This window comes from Chryseobacterium sp. G0162 (genome assembly GCF_003815715.1).
In the GTDB taxonomy this organism is placed as follows: domain Bacteria; phylum Bacteroidota; class Bacteroidia; order Flavobacteriales; family Weeksellaceae; genus Chryseobacterium.
The window spans coordinates 1,747,656-1,765,689 of sequence record NZ_CP033922.1; the positions used below are offsets into that span (position 1 = coordinate 1,747,656).

General features: G+C 35.7%; 11 protein-coding genes. 4 read left to right on the forward strand and 7 right to left on the reverse strand.

Going from position 1 to position 18,034, the window contains the following annotated elements:
- Positions 1–81: 81 nt before the first annotated feature.
- The 6 genes from sprA to EG344_RS08105 form a co-directional block, all read right to left on the reverse strand.
- Entirely contained in the window at positions 82–7,113 is a 7,032-nt protein-coding gene (gene sprA / locus EG344_RS08080) for a cell surface protein SprA (protein ID WP_123911783.1), read from the reverse strand.
- 57 nt (positions 7,114–7,170) lie between these two features.
- The gene (gene ruvA, locus EG344_RS08085) at positions 7,171–7,755 is read right to left on the reverse strand and encodes a Holliday junction branch migration protein RuvA (RefSeq protein ID WP_123858973.1); all 585 of its coding nucleotides are present in this window, start codon (positions 7,753–7,755) and stop codon (positions 7,171–7,173) included.
- An 82-nt stretch (positions 7,756–7,837) separates the two neighbouring features.
- Positions 7,838–8,641 carry a GLPGLI family protein gene (locus EG344_RS08090; protein ID WP_123909019.1) on the reverse strand — a complete coding sequence of 268 codons (804 nt, stop codon included), beginning with the start codon at positions 8,639–8,641 and terminating at the stop codon, positions 7,838–7,840.
- Between the two features lie 202 nt (positions 8,642–8,843).
- Positions 8,844–11,129 carry an NADP-dependent malic enzyme gene (locus tag EG344_RS08095; protein ID WP_123909020.1) on the reverse strand — a complete coding sequence of 762 codons (2,286 nt, stop codon included), beginning with the start codon at positions 11,127–11,129 and terminating at the stop codon, positions 8,844–8,846.
- A gap of 15 nt (positions 11,130–11,144) precedes the next feature.
- Positions 11,145–11,996 (reverse strand): BadF/BadG/BcrA/BcrD ATPase family protein, encoded by an 852-nt coding sequence (locus EG344_RS08100; RefSeq protein WP_123909021.1) that lies wholly within the window; start codon positions 11,994–11,996, stop codon positions 11,145–11,147.
- Positions 11,997–12,081: 85 nt separating this feature from the next.
- Positions 12,082–12,345: a hypothetical protein gene (locus tag EG344_RS08105; RefSeq protein WP_123909022.1), complete on the reverse strand. Its 264-nt coding sequence runs from the start codon at positions 12,343–12,345 to the stop codon at positions 12,082–12,084.
- A 363-nt stretch (positions 12,346–12,708) separates the two neighbouring features.
- Here EG344_RS08105 and EG344_RS08110 point away from each other — a divergent pair, with 363 nt between their 5' ends.
- The 4 genes from EG344_RS08110 to EG344_RS08125 all read left to right on the forward strand — a co-directional run bounded on the left by EG344_RS08110 (position 12,709) and on the right by EG344_RS08125 (position 16,760).
- Positions 12,709–13,167 carry a GtrA family protein gene (locus EG344_RS08110; RefSeq protein ID WP_123909023.1) on the forward strand — a complete coding sequence of 153 codons (459 nt, stop codon included), beginning with the start codon at positions 12,709–12,711 and terminating at the stop codon, positions 13,165–13,167.
- A gap of 3 nt (positions 13,168–13,170) precedes the next feature.
- Positions 13,171–13,899, forward strand: coding sequence for a lysophospholipid acyltransferase family protein (locus tag EG344_RS08115; protein WP_123909024.1), 729 nt, complete (start codon positions 13,171–13,173; stop codon positions 13,897–13,899).
- A 40-nt stretch (positions 13,900–13,939) separates the two neighbouring features.
- Positions 13,940–15,709 carry an MFS transporter gene (locus tag EG344_RS08120; protein ID WP_123909025.1) on the forward strand — a complete coding sequence of 590 codons (1,770 nt, stop codon included), beginning with the start codon at positions 13,940–13,942 and terminating at the stop codon, positions 15,707–15,709.
- Between the two features lie 94 nt (positions 15,710–15,803).
- Positions 15,804–16,760, forward strand: a complete 957-nt coding sequence (locus tag EG344_RS08125; protein ID WP_228412886.1) for a DUF3810 domain-containing protein — start codon at positions 15,804–15,806, stop codon at positions 16,758–16,760.
- A gap of 484 nt (positions 16,761–17,244) precedes the next feature.
- Here EG344_RS08125 and EG344_RS08130 read toward each other — a convergent pair whose 3' ends face one another.
- Positions 17,245–18,024 (reverse strand): thiopeptide-type bacteriocin biosynthesis protein, encoded by a 780-nt coding sequence (locus EG344_RS08130; RefSeq protein ID WP_262698051.1) that lies wholly within the window; start codon positions 18,022–18,024, stop codon positions 17,245–17,247.
- Positions 18,025–18,034 lie beyond the last annotated feature (10 nt).

An 18,034-nucleotide genomic window follows, 5' to 3' on the forward strand; every position in this document is an offset into this window, starting at 1 on the left:
TCAACAATCAGAGTATTATTAATAAAAATTAAAGCCTCTTTCTTTCAGAAAGAGGCTTTATTATAAAATTCATATTATTATCTAGAATCCGCCACCGGACTCTCCGAATGTAAATGTTGCGGAAATCCCTGCTCTGATCGTAGACAACGGGAAGGCTGTTGAGATCTTATATTTTGAAGTCATCTGTTCGTAGAAGACTCTCAGATTCAGGTTTTCGGAGACATTGTAGTCTGCGGAAAGCTTGATATTAAGAAGCCTCTGCCCTCCTGTAATTTGTGAATCATTTAATAGGATATTCATAATAGAAGTTTTACTATCTCTTAGTGAAATATCTCCTCGGATGTTAAGATCACTTCCTTTTCCTCTGGTTCCTCTTCCTCTTACATTGGCAGTTCCTAATCTGAAGTTTCGGACAATATATCCTAATCTTACTACGTATTCTGAGTTAGAATCTTCAGTCAGGGTATGGTTTACTAATCCCAGCACCATCATTCTGTTTTTGTTGTACTGTAACCCGAACTGCATATTGTTTCTCATGGTAACATCTACTCCAATAAGTGGAGAGAAAGACTCTACATAACCTACCTGAGCAAAAGTATAAGGATTAATCTTATCCCCATCATTCAGTTTAATAGTACCGGCATCGTCTACGGTCTGATAATATCCACCAGGGTTACTATGGTAATCAATATTACTTTGAATTCCTGTTGCAGTATAGGTAGCTGTATAACCATGCAAGATATCAAACTTCGTGAACTGCCCACTAATGATTGGAATGTTCTTTAATCCTGAATAGGTAATTCTCCAGTTCGGTAATGGCATTCCTGCCTTTTTAGGATTTCCTATCGGAGAAACGGACTTTCCTTCAAGAGCTGCCCTGAATGCAGGAATTAATACATAAGCGTTTGCAATACTATAATGTTTAGCAAAGCCATCATTTCCTATTTCTGCATTAGGTCCTCCCAGCTGTTGTGAAAGTTTCATTGCATTTTCCCTGATTGCCTGATACACTGCTGTACCATCTTTAAATGATGAGCTAATCAGCATTGTAGAATTTGAATAGGTAATCATATCGGTTGCAAATGTAAAACTTGGGTCAGCAACCCCTCCTGGATTAACATAGTTAAATCCTGAGTGCGAAAAGTTACTGTTGAAATTATGCAACACATTCAGGTCAATCCTAAAATCATTCATTGGCATCATCTGTAAATTGGCCCGTAATTCTCTGGTGGACATTCTTACATAGGCATCAGTCATATAATTAGAGCTGCTTACCCATCCATTCTCCATTACTGTTCTTCTGATATCAGCCTGAGATCCTAGCAGGAATCCGATGGTAGGTCCTCCCAATGTCTGACCAGAGCCATACCAGTTCGGAGCTGATAATAAACCTGGAAGCACTGTTCCGTTGTTTTCAGTATAGCTTACATCCAACTGCTTGAATGAAGTCAGGAAGAAGGCTGCACTTTGAAGTACCGTAAGTTTATTTTTGAATTTATACTTCTTATATGCGTATCTGTTCTTTTCCCATTGCTTTGTATATACATTGTTCAGGGAATCCATTTCCTGCTTACGCTTCTGAAGTTTAGTATTAATATTTTTGAAATAATTAAACTGTCCAAAGAATTTAGGAATATCTGCTGATGCAGTTGCCTGGATCACATTGGTATTCTGACCTATTGATCCTAAGCTTCCTTCAGGGCTTGAAAGTAAGGCTGTAGATCTTGCATTCCAGTTATAAGTAAATCCATACCCTACTTCCGCATCAATAAAGTCCAGATAAGGCAAATATTGGAATGGCAGCTTATAGTTCAATTGTGCTCTGTGATTATACAATACCGGTCTACCCGCTCTGAATACATTCCCGAAAATCGCTTTATTATTCATCGTATTTACGTCAATGTTATCGTTAAGCGTTCTGGTTGCTGAATTAATCTCCAGTTTTAATGATTTTGTAAAATTGAATCCTAAACCATATTGCCATCCGAAGTAGAAGTTTCTATTTCTGATCGCTTCCATGTCTCCTGCGGTATTCCCTCCTAAAATAGCTTCAATATTTCTAAATTCAAGTTCGTTATAGTTTCTATCAACCTCTGTTCTGAAAGATAATCTTGTTGGAATAGGATTGATATTAAATTCTTTTACCCATCTCAGGTATTTAGTAGACTTAGCAGTATCACTAATCATTTTATTGAAAGGTTTAATTACCCATGGTTTGAAAGTATAGTTGTAATCAACATACCCTCTCAGATACTGTCTGTAATTTCTCTTTGTATAAATATCTCTGAAATAATCATCATTATATACCGCAGTTACTGAAACGTTTTCGATATCATAGAACTTAGGCTTTTTATTCTGATTGACTCTTTCTTTACGCATATTAACAACTCCAATACTTCTTTGCTGCGTATATGTTCTTGCCACTTTTTTCAGTTGCTCTCTGTTTGGAGCCTTACTAAATTCAACATCCGTATCCAAAGGATTGTACTTCGGATCTTCTATTGTTTGTGAGTAAGAATAGTTCAATGGAATCTTTACCCCTGTTTTTTCCGGTAAAAGTTTATCAACATTAATTGCTGTATTGATACTGAACGCAGACTGAGTAGACTGATTTCTCTCTGCCGGCTTAGAATCAATATTTCCGAATCCTACTGAAGTATAAGAGGCATTGGTATTTACGGTTGCAAAATCTCCCAAGTTGAAATTTAAGCTTGCATTTCCTGCATATCCACCATCATTTTCAATTTCAGAAAGACGAATTTCATTAACCCATAAAATTCTATCTATAGGGACTCTTGATCCCCCTGCATTCTTAACACCAATCATGATGGTTGTAACATTTCCTAAGCTTGGACGTCCTTTGATATAAATTCTTTTTTGATTATCTCCTGCATCAAAAACTGGATCAAGATATCGCTCTGCTATTTTATTTGCATATGCTTTATCTCTTCTAATCTTCGCATCAACAAAATTCTGGATTTCAAGGTTCACTTCATTTTCCATTGGCCAGATTTCCATCGGAGCTGTTGCAGTAGTTGGAGTTAACTTTAGAGATGCTTCATACTCATAATAGTTATCTGTGGCATCATTCCCAAAACGAATAAAGAATTTGGTGTTATTATCCATTCCTACTATATTGTTTTTAGGTTCATGAGCATGTACAAAAAGCTTAAGTTTTTTATATCTTCTCATGTCTAGGGTAGTATTTTTAAATACCCCTTGTGATTTACCTGGTCTCAACTCATTAGCCTTCATATACAATGACGCCTCATTCTGTCTTTGTGCTCCTGCATTTCCACTTAATACCTGCCTGTCAATTCCAGGAGGCAATACATAAGGAGGTTGGTTAAGAGCATTCTCTTCTATATTCACACTTCCTACCTCAAGTTTACCAATTTCTGGATCTATTGTTACTCCTTCATCCGTTGCTGGATCTAATGCCTCATTAGAATAAGTAGCAAGACTTCTAGGATATTTTCTCCAATCTGATCTTACAAGATCCATTGTCCCGAATCTCAAAGTAGACGTGTTTTCAAATCCTGTAAGCATTAACCTTGCAAATCTTACATTATTAAGTACTGTTTCACTATGAGCTCCCTGCGTTTTATCAAAATTGGAAACCGGTATTCTGAAAAGGTACCATTTCACATCACCCGACTGCCCGTTCTGGAAAACAGCTTTTACGGTCTTAACATCAACAATATTATTTGATCCTAATGAAAGGCTGGCCTGATCTAATTTTATTGGATATTCATTATAACTTTCTATTTGATCCAGGTTATAATCTCTGTTAATATCTTCTGCGTCCGGAGTCTGTGAAGCCACATTCAATGAATTTGCTTCTGAGTTTCCATCAGGATTTCTGAAGTATTTATAACGCTCCACCAATGAAGCGGCCTGACTACCTGTAAATTTATCTGACAAATAGAATACAAAGTCATCCACTGCAGGGTCAACAATATTTGTTACCGGGTTTACAAAGGTATTCCCGAATCTCATTGCTTCCTGGTCTGAACTTAAACCGTCATATCCTACATCCTGCGCTTTTCTTCCATCTCCTTCAGTAGAGAAAGCATATAAAATAGGAGGTTGTTTTGGCTGTACTCCCCAATTGGAAGTTGTTGTATTAGATACTACTCCTGGTGCAGGAAGTCCATTTTCGTACAACATTTTCCCATCTTTAAGGATATCTTCAGATACATTTCCTAAGTGTAGTAATAATTTTGGATTATCTCCTAGCTTATTACCATCAGCATAAGGGTCCATCATCCAGAATTCAACATATTCAATATTTGAACTTACAAAGTTAGGCACACTGATAGGTCTCATAATTCCTCCCCATCTGCTAACCGCCGGCTCTGTTCCTGGATTCACGTTATAAGGTCCTCTTTCTTTAGGAAAAAAAGAGATATCTAAAGTATTGGTATAGGTTTGATCTCCGGCTACAAAATCTCTGTTATTATAAATTTCAGAGAGTAGTACCCTTCTTGATGCATGGTTGGATACCGATTGTGGTGTAATTCCTCCAGGAGCTCTCCCTCCAACTCCCCAGAATCTTGGGTCAATATTATACCATGATAATAACCCTCTTCCATAGCCGCTTGTTAAGTCATCACTTGTTGGCGGAATATTGAAAGGAGGTTCTGTATTTTTTTCTGGCCTTGAGGCTAAACTCCAGGCTGCAGGTTCCTTTAAAGATATTTTAGAAGTTGTCTGCTCGAAATCGTCAATATAAGACTGGCTGTTGGTTGCCTTATTCAATCCAGGTAGAAGATACGCAGCCTCCATTTTAAAGTTGATATTAGATGGAGCTTCAGTCTTTATCAGTGGAAGTTTATCTGTAAATCTTGTAAGATAAGGAGCCTGATTATTATACATCAAATTAATCCCTGCCATTGTATTATTTACAGCCTCCTGTCCGAAGTTTACCTTTTGGGTAAGTGGAGATTCTGAATAATTAATAACGGTTCCTCCTAAAATAAAGTTTTCATTAAATCTTCTTTCCAAATTCAATCCCAGGAATCTTTTTCTCTGAGTATTGAATGTAAGTTGGTTTTCTAAGGAAATATTAATGGCCTGGCCAGACTGTTTTACATTCTCATTGATGATGGTTACTGTACCAAGCATATAGTCTACGGTATAGTCTACCCCTTCGGAAAGCTGTACTCCATTTGCAGAAACTTTTACAGATCCTTGAGGTACGTTTACAGCACCTAGAGAAATACCTTGTCCCTGCACCCCTTTGTAACGACCTTCAATGGTATATCGTTGAGGAACTATGGTTTGACCATTCGTAGGCTTTATCTGATCATACAGATCATGGAAAACATATTGTGGGTCATTGGTTCCTAATACCTGTTGCATATAATCACCAAAAGGCTGCACCTTGGTAAAAATAATTCTTCCGGTTTCCGGTCTCACTGTAATTCCGTTAACAAAGTCAAAAACCCCGTCCCCTTTGGTACCATCTTTATTGTTCTGAATATCACCATTCATATTAAGGCGATCCCAGTTCAGTAATTTCAATAGATTGACATCTTTAACAGAAGTATCCGGAAGATAATTTACCTTCCCTCCGGTTTTCTGATCTCTATAATATACATTAAGAATAAACCCATCAGGAGATACCTGACCTGCATCTAAAGAATAAACGTTCTTCATCATCAGTTTCCACATTGGAGAAGATACATCTACACTGTTGTTCACTTTCAATACTTTAGTAATCAAAACCGGGCTTTCTTCTGAGAATTCTCCGACTTTGTATACTTTATTACTTCCATTTACCGTATATGAATAGGAAACAGCCAAAAGCTGCTGATCATTAAGCTTTTGATTCAATGAAATATATCCTAATTGTGGCTGGAATGTAAATTCATTAGCATTCAGCTTTCTTGCTTTGCTATTAAAAATAAAATGCTCACCGTTTATATAAGGTTGTGATCCCCCAAATACTTGTCCCTGGTAAACGCCATTATAATCTTTACCGGCTTCTCTCGTCCCTGCTTTTGCGGAAATATCATCATATAAATTATTTACGGAGTTATCCGGCAGTACACCACCTCCTTCACCAAGATCCCTGATCCCGATAATTCCTTTCTGATAAGCCAGGTTACTGTTTCCTTGATCCAATACCCAAACTTCAAGTCTGGTAATATTGATTGTTGAATTGATTTGTGGATAATTAAGTAATGCATTATCATATTTATCAAGGAAATAATGCCCTAAAAAGTAGTGCTGATTCTCTTCATATTCATTGGCACTGACTTTAAAGTTATTCATTACCCCACCTCCTTGTACGACAATATTTCTGGCTTCACCCTGTTGTTGGGAAAGGACAACCGTTCCAAAAGTTTTTCCTAGTTGGAATTCTGTTTTCACCCCAAACAATGACTGTGAACCACGGATCAAACTTGTTGAAAGAGGCATATTTACGTTACCAAACTCAACTCTTTTAATGATTTTATCTTCGCCGCCTTCATTAGGTTTATCCACATTTCCAAGACCTTTCTGCTGAAGGTCTTTCCAGCTCCCTTTTGCCTGCCACACAAGATTCATCCTGTTTTCAAAGGCAAAACCACTTTGGGTATCATAATTGGCCTTCAACTGAAGGTTTTCTCCTACTTTCCCTAATAATCCGAGCTGGATTCTCTGGTCTATATCAAAAGTAAAGCTGGTCCTGTTCTGTGGAAGGATCAGCGGGTTATCTATTTTCTGGTAAAGTCCTGCAAAATCAATGGACGCATATCCGGAAGGGATGATCTCAATTTTATTTCCCCCAAACAGGGTTTCAAATAATTTATTGTTAATCATCACTGAAGGAATCAATCCTCTCTTTCTGGCATCACTTTTGTCTTTTCTAAAAAGGAGATTATATTTTTCCGATTTTTCCTTATAGTATGCCCTGGTCTGAAGAGCAAGTACATATTCTTTATACTCTTCGGGAGACATGGCAGTAGGAGGACCGGTAATGGTATTTCCAATTTTGGGATATACATAGTACATCCCGGTTTTGATATCGAAATAGGCCTCATACCTCGTGGGGTCTGCTATCTCATATTGCTTTCGTATGATCGTTGTGTCTTTTGCCTGCTGTGCGAAAGCACTTACAGACATAAACAGGAACGACAGGAACAAAAATATTTTAAAATGCTTATTATTCGCCACCAAATGTTAAATGTTTTTTAAAATTTGTTTAACCAATTCTTCAACCGAAAGGTCAGGATTCTGCTTTAATATCCTATCTGCCATCTTCTCGCTGGTTCGCTTAGGAATTCCTAAAACTTCTAATGCAGATAACGCTTCTTCCTTGATTTTATTATTCACCATCGACGAAATATTCTCCGCTGGACCACTGAATTTCTGTACTTTATCTTTAAGATCAACAATAATTCTTTCTGCTGTTTTGGCTCCTATTCCTTTGGCTTTCTGAATGAGTGCACTGTTTCCTGAAAGGATTCCCGCAGCAATCTCATCAAGGCTTAGTGTGGATAAAAGAATAAGTGCAGAAACTGCTCCTACTCCATTAACGCTTATTAACAGATTGAACATTTCTTTTTCCGAACGAGTGTTAAAGCCAAACAGAAGATGAGCATCTTCACGGATGATCTGCTGAATAAATAAAACAGTTTGCTGATTTAAAGTAAGTGTCTGTGAGGTCATTAAGCTGATCCCCACATAGTAGCCAACGCCTTGTACGTTGATTACTGCATAGGTAGGTGTAAGTTCTTGAACAGTACCTTGTAAAGAAAATATCATTATTAATTTTTGAAACTCCCCAAATATAAAAATTTAACCTCCAAATACAGCATTAAAGGTTAAAATAAATTGTTTTTAACGACTATGGATATTTAATCGCTTCTGATAATTCTATTGGATTATTGTTTTTTTTCAGGGAAGTTTGTACATTCTTTGTCATTTCCCTAAAATTGGGTTCTATTTCATTTCCCTTTTCATCCTTAAATTTTGCTTTCACATTTCCAGAGGTCATCTCACGAAACGGATCATTATAATAGTCCAACATTACCTTTTTAAGATTATTCATTGAAACATCTACGCGCTTAAAGCCCAAGCTCTCAAAGCTCATTTTGTGAAAGCTTTTTTTCAACCCTGAAAAGGAGAATTTATAGGAATGGCTTTTATCTTCCATCTCCACAATCAGGCCTGGTAATCCTTTGAAGACATAGGGGCCTTCATGCAATGGAATATCCTGTGTAAACCAAGCTTCCCACTTTCTTCCTTTATAATTTAATGTTGCTTTCTGGCAGTTATAACCATATTTTTTAGCAACCTCTTTCTCTATTTTCCAGTCCAACTGTATAGGTTCTGTCAGTTTATATGCATCGGCTGATATATAGTAATACCTTGAGCTTCTATTCTGCTTATCTCTTACGGCATCAAAAACATGATCTCCCACGGCAAAACCATAAAAGCCAATACTTCTCAGAGAATCTACCTGATATTGTTTTTCAGTGCAAAATCTGGATTCTCCATCCTTGACGAGGAGTACCATCTTTTTGGATATTGTTTCAGAACTTAATGTGTCTTGTTTATAAACAAGATTATAGTCTATTCTCATATCCTGAGAATAAAAATTTTGAATGAATGAGAAAAGCAGAATTGCTAAGAACGTTTTCAATTGCATATATCAGATTATTAGTTTTATTCTTCTGTTTTTTGAGTGTGGTAGTCTTAAACAGTAAAAATATATCACCACATATTGATGCCAAAGGTAATAAAAACTATTAAGAGAACTAGTTGTTCTAAAAATTAATAAATTCCTGGATATATAAACAAAAAAAGCATCTTTTACAAGATGCTTTTTATAATATTATAGAGTAAATAAATTACTTTTTCTCTCTTCTCTGCGCGTCAAGAACAGCAATGGTTGCAAGGTTTACGATTTCATCTACGCTTGAACGCATCTGAAGAACGTGTACCGGTTGTTTTAATCCCATCAGGATTGGCCCGATTACCTGTGCTACTTTCATTCCTCTCAGAATCTTGTAAGAAAGATTGGCACTTTCAAGATTCGGGAAGATGAAGGTGTTTGCTGGAGTTGTTCCTAATTTTGAGAAAGGATAATCACTTAGATGATCTGCATTCATTGCAAAATCCGGTTGAATTTCACCATCAACGATCATCTTAGGATATTTCTCATGAAGAATGCTTACAGCCTTTGCCACTTTTTTGGAAGTATCTGAAATGGCAGCAAAATTTTCAAATCCAAGCATCGCAATTCTAGGCTCGATAGCGAAAGATTTCACTGTAAACTCAGCCATTTTAGCAATATTCACAAGATCTTCAGAGGTAGGATTTTGGTTGATAGAAGTATCTGCGAAGAAAATAGGCTTCTTTTCAGATAAGATCATCATCATTGCAGCTACTTTATCTACTCCTTTATCTTTTTCAATAACTTCTAAAACAGGACGCAATACAGAAGTATAGTTTTTAGAGAAACCAACAATCAGACCATCAGTATCACCATGTCTCAGCATTAAAGGTCCAAAATAATCTCTCTGACGAACATATCTCTTGGCTTTGTACTCGTTCATCCCTTTTCTCTGACGAAGCTTCCAAAGTGTTTCTCTGTATTTTTTTCTATTTTCTTTCTGATCGTCATCACTTGGATCAATGATTGGAATATCCAGGTTGATCCCGTAACGTTCCATCTGCTGCTTGATGTACTTTTTATCTCCTAAAAGGCTTGGATAAGCAATCCCTTCTTCATAAAGAATCTGAGCTGCTTTCAATACATTATATTCTTCAGCATTTCCAAGCGTAATTCTCTTCGGATTAGATTTTGCACGGCTCTGCATCATTCTTACCAATCTCTCATCTCGACCCATTCTGTCTAAAAGCTGGTGCTCATACTCTTCGAAATCAGTAATCGCTTTTCTTGCTACTCCACTTTCAATAGCTGCTTTCGCAACAGCACTTGATACTTTTGTAATCAATCTGTTGTCAAATGGTTTTGGAATGAAATAGTCTCTTCCAAACTGCAGGTTCTGAACATTGTAGGCAAGAATTACAGCTTCCGGCACCGGTTCTTTAGCCAAGTCAGCAATAGCGTGTACCGCTGCAAGCTTCATTTCTTCATTAATCCCTGTTGCCTGAACATCTAATGCTCCACGGAAAATATAAGGGAACCCTAATACATTATTTACCTGGTTAGGAAAATCACTTCTTCCTGTTGCCATGATCACATCTTTACGGGTTGCAAGAGCAAGATCATAAGCAATCTCAGGATCCGGATTCGCTAAAGCAAATACGATAGGGTTATCGTTCATGCTTAATAGCATTTCAGGAGTCATCACATTTCCTTTTGATAATCCTACGAAAACATCAGATCCTTTTACAGCATCTTCTAATGTTTCGATATCTGTCTGAGCAATGAAATCTAATTTTTCTGGAGTAAGGTTCTCTCTCTTATGATTGATTACTCCTTTACTGTCACACATCAGGACATTTTCTTTTTTCAGTCCTAATGAAATATAAAGCTTGGTACAAGCAATGGCAGCCGCTCCGGCTCCATTTACCACCATTTTTACTTTATCAATATCTTTATTGGCAATCTGTAATGAGTTGATTAATGCAGCAGCAGAAATAATTGCTGTTCCATGCTGGTCATCGTGCATCAAAGGAATATTCAATTCTTCTTTCAGTCTTTGCTCTATATAAAAAGCTTCAGGAGCTTTGATATCTTCAAGGTTGATTCCCCCGAATGTAGGTGCAATTCCTTTTACAATTTCAATGAATTTATCTGGGTCTTTTTCATCAATCTCAATATCAAAAACGTTGATATCAGCGAAAATTTTGAACAAAAGTCCTTTACCTTCCATTACCGGTTTTGAAGCTTCTGCTCCGATATCTCCCAATCCAAGTACTGCAGTACCGTTAGAGATTACCGCTACCAGGTTTCCTTTTCCTGTATAATCGTATACAGTTTCCGGCTTGTCGTGGATTTCCATACAAGGAACCGCTACTCCGGGAGAATAAGCCAATGATAAATCTCTTTGAGATGAGTGTGGCTTGGATGGTATAACTTCGATTTTCCCTTTGGGTTCTGCTTTATGATAATCTAACGCGGCCTGACTGAAATTCTTTTCGTCGCGATTGTTGTTACTTGACATACGTTTTATTTTTTGTTAGAGTATATATTTAATGTGGTAATCTACTAAGCTTTCAATTGGTTTCTGAACTACATGTCCCACATTTAAATTAAGTTCTTCCGCTACAGAGCGTAAAATATTTTCATAATAATAAGCAATAGAGCCAATAAAATTGATTTCGGCATCATGAGCTTCCTCATAAGGCATAACCTGATATTCGAAGAAGCTTTTCATTTCTTCGAAAACCATGTTCATGAAATAAGGATGATCTTTTCTTTCGACAACAAATTTATTGAAATCAGCTAAATAAGCATTTGGTCTTGGAGTATGATACATATTTTTCAATGCATCTTCTATGGTAAGTTTATAACCAGCCTCAAATTCATTATGAAGATCTGTGGGAAGTTTTTTCATGAAGTATCTGCGTACCAACTGTTTTCCAATGGCGCTTCCGCTTCCTTCATCTCCCATCAGGAATCCAAGGGATGGCAATTCAATCTTCACCTCTTTGCCATCAAAATAACATGAGTTTGATCCTGTACCTAAAATGCACACGATCGCGGGTTTTCCTTTATAGGCAGCATAAGCTGCAGCCATCAGGTCTTCTTTTACAATGATTTCAGCTTTGCTAAAAACTTTTTTAAGTTCAGCTTCTATAATCTCACGGTTTTTTTCCACACCACATCCAGAGCCATAGAAAAAGACTTTCGTAATTGAATTTTTGACCAATATAAGGTTGCTGTTCTTCTGTATTTCAGGAGTGATAAGTTCTCTGTTGATAAAATTCGGATTAAAACCGATGGTTTCCGTTTTCAGAAAAACCTTTTTGAAGTCATCCAATATTACCCAATCCGATTTAGTAGAACCACTATCTACAATAGCAACCATATTTTAGATTTTAATTTAAGGGTGCTAAATTATGAATTTATCTTCAATTAGCATTTAAAAACAACCTGGAAGCTGTCTAAAATCATTAATGTTTAACCTTAGTTTTCTTTTCATTGAATTGCAGAAGCCAATCTTCAATTTCATCTTCCAGATAAGATGCCTGCAGTACCATTGCATTGATAAAATCATCAGGTACGGGTTCACCATTGGAATTTTCAAGATTCCAAAGTTCATTAGACATATTTTCATATTCAGAATACACTCGTTTGAAGCGGGAGTTTTCTTTTTCCAACGCTTCAATATTTTTTTGTTGAAGCTGGAATTTTCTGTATTTGTTTTGACTTTTCATACAAATATTATTAACAATTGGTCATAAAAAATTAGAGTAGTATGCTTTCAAATAGGCATTACAAGATAGAAAAACCCACATCACAAGGATTTGAAAATGAATTTATTATCAGGTTATAGTGACATCATTCCGCTTATTAAAATTAGAAATAATTTTTATTTAAAAAAATATTTTAACAACTTTTTTCAGTGTTTAACATATAGTTATAAATTTGCAGATTGATATTGTAAAGAATCCTGATTTAAAATAATTGAAAAACATTATGAACACATAGGATCCAAAGAATTACTGATTGTTTTTCTTATAAAACACCCTGGTATCTAATACAATATAAGATATATTTTCAGCTTTTATATTAATTAAATGAAAGAAATACTCATACGCCAGAAACAAGTTTTGTTCTTCATTATTGCCGGAGGACTGAGTGCCATTGTGGAGATTGGCAGCTTTAAAATATTCAGCACTTACCTGCCCCACTTCTTTGCAAGAGAAACTAATTTTCATGGTATACACTATCCTTTAAGCAATATTTTCTCTACCTGCTGCGGGATCATCAGCAATTATTTTCTGAGTATTTGGTTTGTTTTTGAAAGAGGAAAACATTCTAAGAAAAAAGAGTTTGCCTATTTTATGGCAGTATCCTTTTTCTCTACTTTACTAAGCCTTAGTTTCTTTCAGATATTTTACAGTTTTATATTTAAGGATAATATCAATTTAATTTTTTATACCTTGAGTCCGGAAATGATAAGCAAGATTGCAGCGATCCTGTTGGTTTCCATTCTTAATTATTCTGTAAAAAAGAAAGTAATTTTTAACGGTTAAACTGTGGCAAAAATTCTAAACTATCTCTGGAGATTTTGGCTGTTGTTATTAGCATTTGTTCTAACAACCACTCTCGGGATCCCCGTTTATATTTTATCTTTTAGTAAAAAGCATTATAAATACGCTTATAAATTTGTCCGTCTATGGTGTTTCGGCATGTTTTATGGCATGGGCTTTCGATATGATCTCATTAAACTTTCTGAGCAAGAAAAAGACAGAAACAAAGAATATGTTTTCATCTCGAATCATACTTCTATTATGGATATTATGCTCACCTGCATGCTTTTTCCACATCACCCAATTTGTTTTGTTGGAAAAAAAGAACTTGTTAAGATTCCTATTTTCGGAACTATTTATCAAAGGATATGTGTAATGGTAGACAGATCAAGCGCAAAAAGCCGTGCTGATGTATACCGCAGATGTGCTGAAAAAATGGAGGAAGGCAACAGTATTGCCATTTTTCCTGAAGGGGGTGTACCGGATGACACGTCTATTATTCTGGATGACTTTAAAGACGGGGCGTTTATGTTAGCATCAAAACATAACTCTCCAATTGCTGTTTATACCTTTATAGGACTTAAAGAAATGTTTCCTTTTGATAGCTCTAAGGGTTATCCCGGAAGAGTAAAGGTCTATTTCAATGGAATTATAGAACCTACTAATTCTCCAAAAGACTTAAAAGCAGAGGCTTATCAAGTAATTAAAAAAACTTTGACAGAGCATTCTATTTAAAAGAATTAGTTATATTTGTTTGCGAAATTTTCAATAAAATATGTCAAAAACCAACCAGCCGACTAATTACCCGGCACTGTACACACTTGTACTTGTATTTTTTTTCTGGGGTTTTATTGCTGCCGGCAATAGTATTTTCATCCCATTCTGTAAAAACTATTTTTCTCTCGACCAATTTCAGTCCCAATTAATAGATTTTGCTTTTTATACTGCTTATTTCCTGGGAGCTTTATTGCTTTTTATATTCAGTACCATAAAAGGAATTGACATTATCGGAAAATGGGGATATAAGAAGAGTATTGTCTACGGACTTCTCCTCTCAGCCCTTGGTGCTGCTATTATGATTATTGCTGTTAAAAGCAATGTATATTATGGTATGCTCATCGGACTCTTTGTAGTTGCATTAGGATTCTCTATTCAACAGACTGCTGCAAACCCTTTTGCCGTATTGTTGGGAGATCCTAAAACAGGAGCCAGTAGACAAAACCTTGCAGGTGGAATCAATTCTTTTGGAACATCCATCGGACCTATTATCGTTGGACTGGCACTTTTTGGAACTACAGCAACAGTAGATGACGACCAGATCAAACATCTTGCTCTTGACAAAGTAATCCTTCTTTATACAGCAGTGGGAGCTCTTTTCCTGATTGCTGCAGGAATCTTTTACTTTTCAAAGAAGCTTCCTGACGGAATTTCTACCGAACCTATGGAAAAAGCTGGAAAAGCAAGAAAAACATTGATTGCCATGACAATTCTTGTTATTCTTTTCTTTATTCCGGTATTCAGCAGCTACAATTCTGATGAAGCTAAAAATATTGAAATTTTGGGCAATGAAATTACTGTATTAGACAAAACTCTTGAAAAAGAAACTGATACCGTAAAAATCACAGAACTCAAGCAACATATTTCAGATAAGAAAACAGAACTGGAAACCATCAAGCATCCATTGGAGAAAAAAAGGATGATGTACCTGGGAGGTGCGTTACTTGTTGTCATTGTTTCTCTTGTATTTGCTAATTCCAGTGCTAAGAAAAATGCTGAAGGCTGGGGTGCGATGAAATATCCACAGCTTGTATTGGGGATGATCGCTATTCTTGCTTATGTAGGAGTGGAAGTTGCCATAGGAAGTAATCTTGGAGAACTTTTAAGCATGCCTGAATTTGGGGGACATCAGTCTTCTGATCTTGCTCCTTACATTTCCATGTATTGGGGAAGTTTAATGATCGGACGATGGACCGGTGCTATAGCGGTTTTTAACCTGAATAAACAACAACAGACCATTGCTACCATCATTGTTCCTTTTATTGCTTTTTCTGTGATTATCGGAATCAATACGATTGCTCAAAAAGACATGTCACATCTGTATTTTTATGCAGTTTGTGTAGCTATCCAGGTTATATTATTCCTAATCAGTAAAAATAAACCGGCATTAACGCTAATTATTTTTGGATTATTTGGAACTGCTGCTATGATTACAGGATTATTAACTACAGGAAATGTGGCGATCTATGCATTCCTTTCCGGAGGTCTTGCCTGCAGCATTATGTGGCCATCTATTTTTACACTGGCCATTACTGGTTTAGGAAAATATACCGCTCAGGGGTCTGCATTCCTTGTAATGATGATCCTTGGAGGAGGTATTATTCCACCGCTTCAGGGTAAGCTTTCTGACATTATCGGAATTCACAGCTCTTATGTAATTCCTGTATTATGTTTTGTTTACATTACTTTATTTGCTTATCTGGCTAAAAAATCTTTATTTAGACAGGGAATTAACGTTGACGTTTTAGAATCCGAAGGTGCACACTAAAAATAGACTACATATATATAAGAAGAAAAGATTTTGGGCAGGTGTATTACTTGCCCAATTTCTTTTGTTTTATGGTTTCTCAAAATCTTTATTCATGATTTCTTTTTTTGAAAAATTCTTCGAATTCCAGAAAAGACTTCATCAGATGATCTTCAGTGGGCTTTCTTTTTCAGTGGGAGATATTATCTATATCGTATTGGGAATTGTTCTTTTATATAGCCTTATTGCTTTATTTAAAAAGAAAAATAGGCATACTTCCCTGTTAAGAATCCTTATCATTGGAAACATCCTTTACTTTACTTATCAGATATTCTGGGGAATGCTTTATTTCCAGACTCCAATCATTAAGAAACTTTCCCGTCAGGACACTCCTGACCTAAATAAAGCAAAAAAACTGGCCTTACATTATCTGGAAAAATGTAAACTTACCCGTGCATCCATACATGAGGACCATAATGGGATCTTCATTGTCACCAATCTTAGGGCAGTACAACAGGAAATTTTATTCCAGCAAACTCAGCTTCCAAAATATATTTCGGATAAAAAGTCACCTCAGATTCTTTCTATTAAACCTAGTTTATTTAAAAATGTAATGAACTTTACAGGGATATTAGGATATTACAATCCTTTTACCGCAGAAGCACAATATAACGCTGAACTACCCCATACTTTCATCCCTTTTACAACAGCCCATGAAAGTTCTCATCAACTTGGTTTCGCGAGAGAACAAGAGGCTAATTTTATTGGTTATCTGATAGGAGTTCATTCCAGTAATTCTGAGCTAAGATACAGTACTGAATATTTTACCTTGAAAAGTCTTTTACGTTTTATAGTTGACAAAGACCCGGAATTTGTAAAATCTGTTATCCAAAATTACTCTCCCGGAATGAAAAGAGACCGGGCTTATGAGAAAAGTTTCGCATTCAGGCATCAGGGTTGGTTGGATAACTTCTTTGGATTCACGAATAATCTGTTTCTGAAGAGCAACCAACAGGAAGGTTCAGTCACCTATTCTTACTTTATTGATCTCCTTCTAAACTATGAAAAATAGGCATAAAAAAAGAATCGTATCAGGCGATACGATTCTAAAAACACAAATGATGAAAAAAAATTTATTACCTTGACTTGTTCCCTCATTCAAGGCGATGTAAAAGTACGACATATTTTATAAATACAAAAACATTTCTTTTCTTTTTTGAAACTTTATGAAAACTTTATGATTTTTTAAGTTTTTTTGAGTTCGACAGTAGTTAACATGAATTACAATCACACCTTACATATACTATTAAAATAATAAACAAATTATAGTTAAACTGCGAAAAATTTACAAAACCAAATATTTATTTAAACATAAAATATTCCATTTATTCTGGATTTTGAATGAGTAAAAAATTAGAGTTATCCTTTCGAAAATTCAAAATATCTCCACTATTACTCTCCTACTCTTTCATTAAATTCCCCATCTATTTTTAATAGAAATGGGAATTTCTTTGAGCCAAAAATTATAGTGGGATATGGATTAAATATTCCCCATATTATATCGTTCTGTTACTTCTAAAAGCCAGGCTCTTATAATATCTGAATAAATAATCATAAACAATCATTTCAAACAGTCGTTGATTTGAAACAAACATCCGATTGATATGCATATGAAATACACTAGAAAAAAAGCGCTGAAGAGAGTTTGAATGATGTTTTATATGTTGCAGGGCTTCCTTAGATTCATGAATATTATTGAGAATAGCAGATCTAAAAGAAATATAATCCTCCAATTCAATAAACTCCTGATATTTAGTAATAAATATTCTATATTTTTTATCAAGCTGAGTATTTAGCTTTTTATCTGCATTGAATTCCTGTTTAAAAGCAAAATTAAATTCGTGGATCCAATTTAGTTTTTCTTCCATGGACAACCCTAGATATTCTAATACCTTATCAATATAATAAAGGCATACCATAATTTTTTCTTCATCATCAAAATGGAGATATTCATAAAGCACGCTCTCACTACTCTTGTAAAATAAAAGTTCAGCTTCTTCCATTGTAGCTCCTCCATACCGCTCAATTTCTCTCCGGTAAACATCTATGATACATTCCGATACTTCTCCAGAATCTCTATATTCCTGCAGGGAGTTATTTATTAACGAAACCACCCTACTAAAATTATTAAGGTCTGAAAGTTCAAAACGAAGTCGAAGATGGACCCGTGGATCATAATAACGAATAAAAAACCATTTCTTTATCAGGTCTTCCTCTTGCAGCTTCTGTAATAAAGGGACTAGAGCCTCATCCAAAATAACATCTGCTGTTTTCACTCCTGTATAA

Bases quoted from the DNA above. Each gene is read 5' to 3' on its own strand.
- EG344_RS08095 (WP_123909020.1), bottom strand. From the start codon at position 11,129: ATGTCAAGTAACAACAATCGCGACGAAAAGAATTTCAGTCAGGCCGCG.
- ruvA (WP_123858973.1), bottom strand. From the start codon at position 7,755: ATGATATTTTCTTTACAAGGTACTGTTCAAGAACTTACACCTACCTAT.
- EG344_RS08090 (WP_123909019.1), bottom strand. From the start codon at position 8,641: ATGCAATTGAAAACGTTCTTAGCAATTCTGCTTTTCTCATTCATTCAA.
- sprA (WP_123911783.1), bottom strand. From the start codon at position 7,113: ATGTCTGTAAGTGCTTTCGCACAGCAGGCAAAAGACACAACGATCATA.
- EG344_RS08110 (WP_123909023.1), top strand. From the start codon at position 12,709: ATGAAAGAAATACTCATACGCCAGAAACAAGTTTTGTTCTTCATTATT.
- EG344_RS08105 (WP_123909022.1), bottom strand. From the start codon at position 12,345: ATGAAAAGTCAAAACAAATACAGAAAATTCCAGCTTCAACAAAAAAAT.
- EG344_RS08120 (WP_123909025.1), top strand. From the start codon at position 13,940: ATGTCAAAAACCAACCAGCCGACTAATTACCCGGCACTGTACACACTT.
- EG344_RS08125 (WP_228412886.1), top strand. From the start codon at position 15,804: ATGATTTCTTTTTTTGAAAAATTCTTCGAATTCCAGAAAAGACTTCAT.
- EG344_RS08100 (WP_123909021.1), bottom strand. From the start codon at position 11,996: ATGGTTGCTATTGTAGATAGTGGTTCTACTAAATCGGATTGGGTAATA.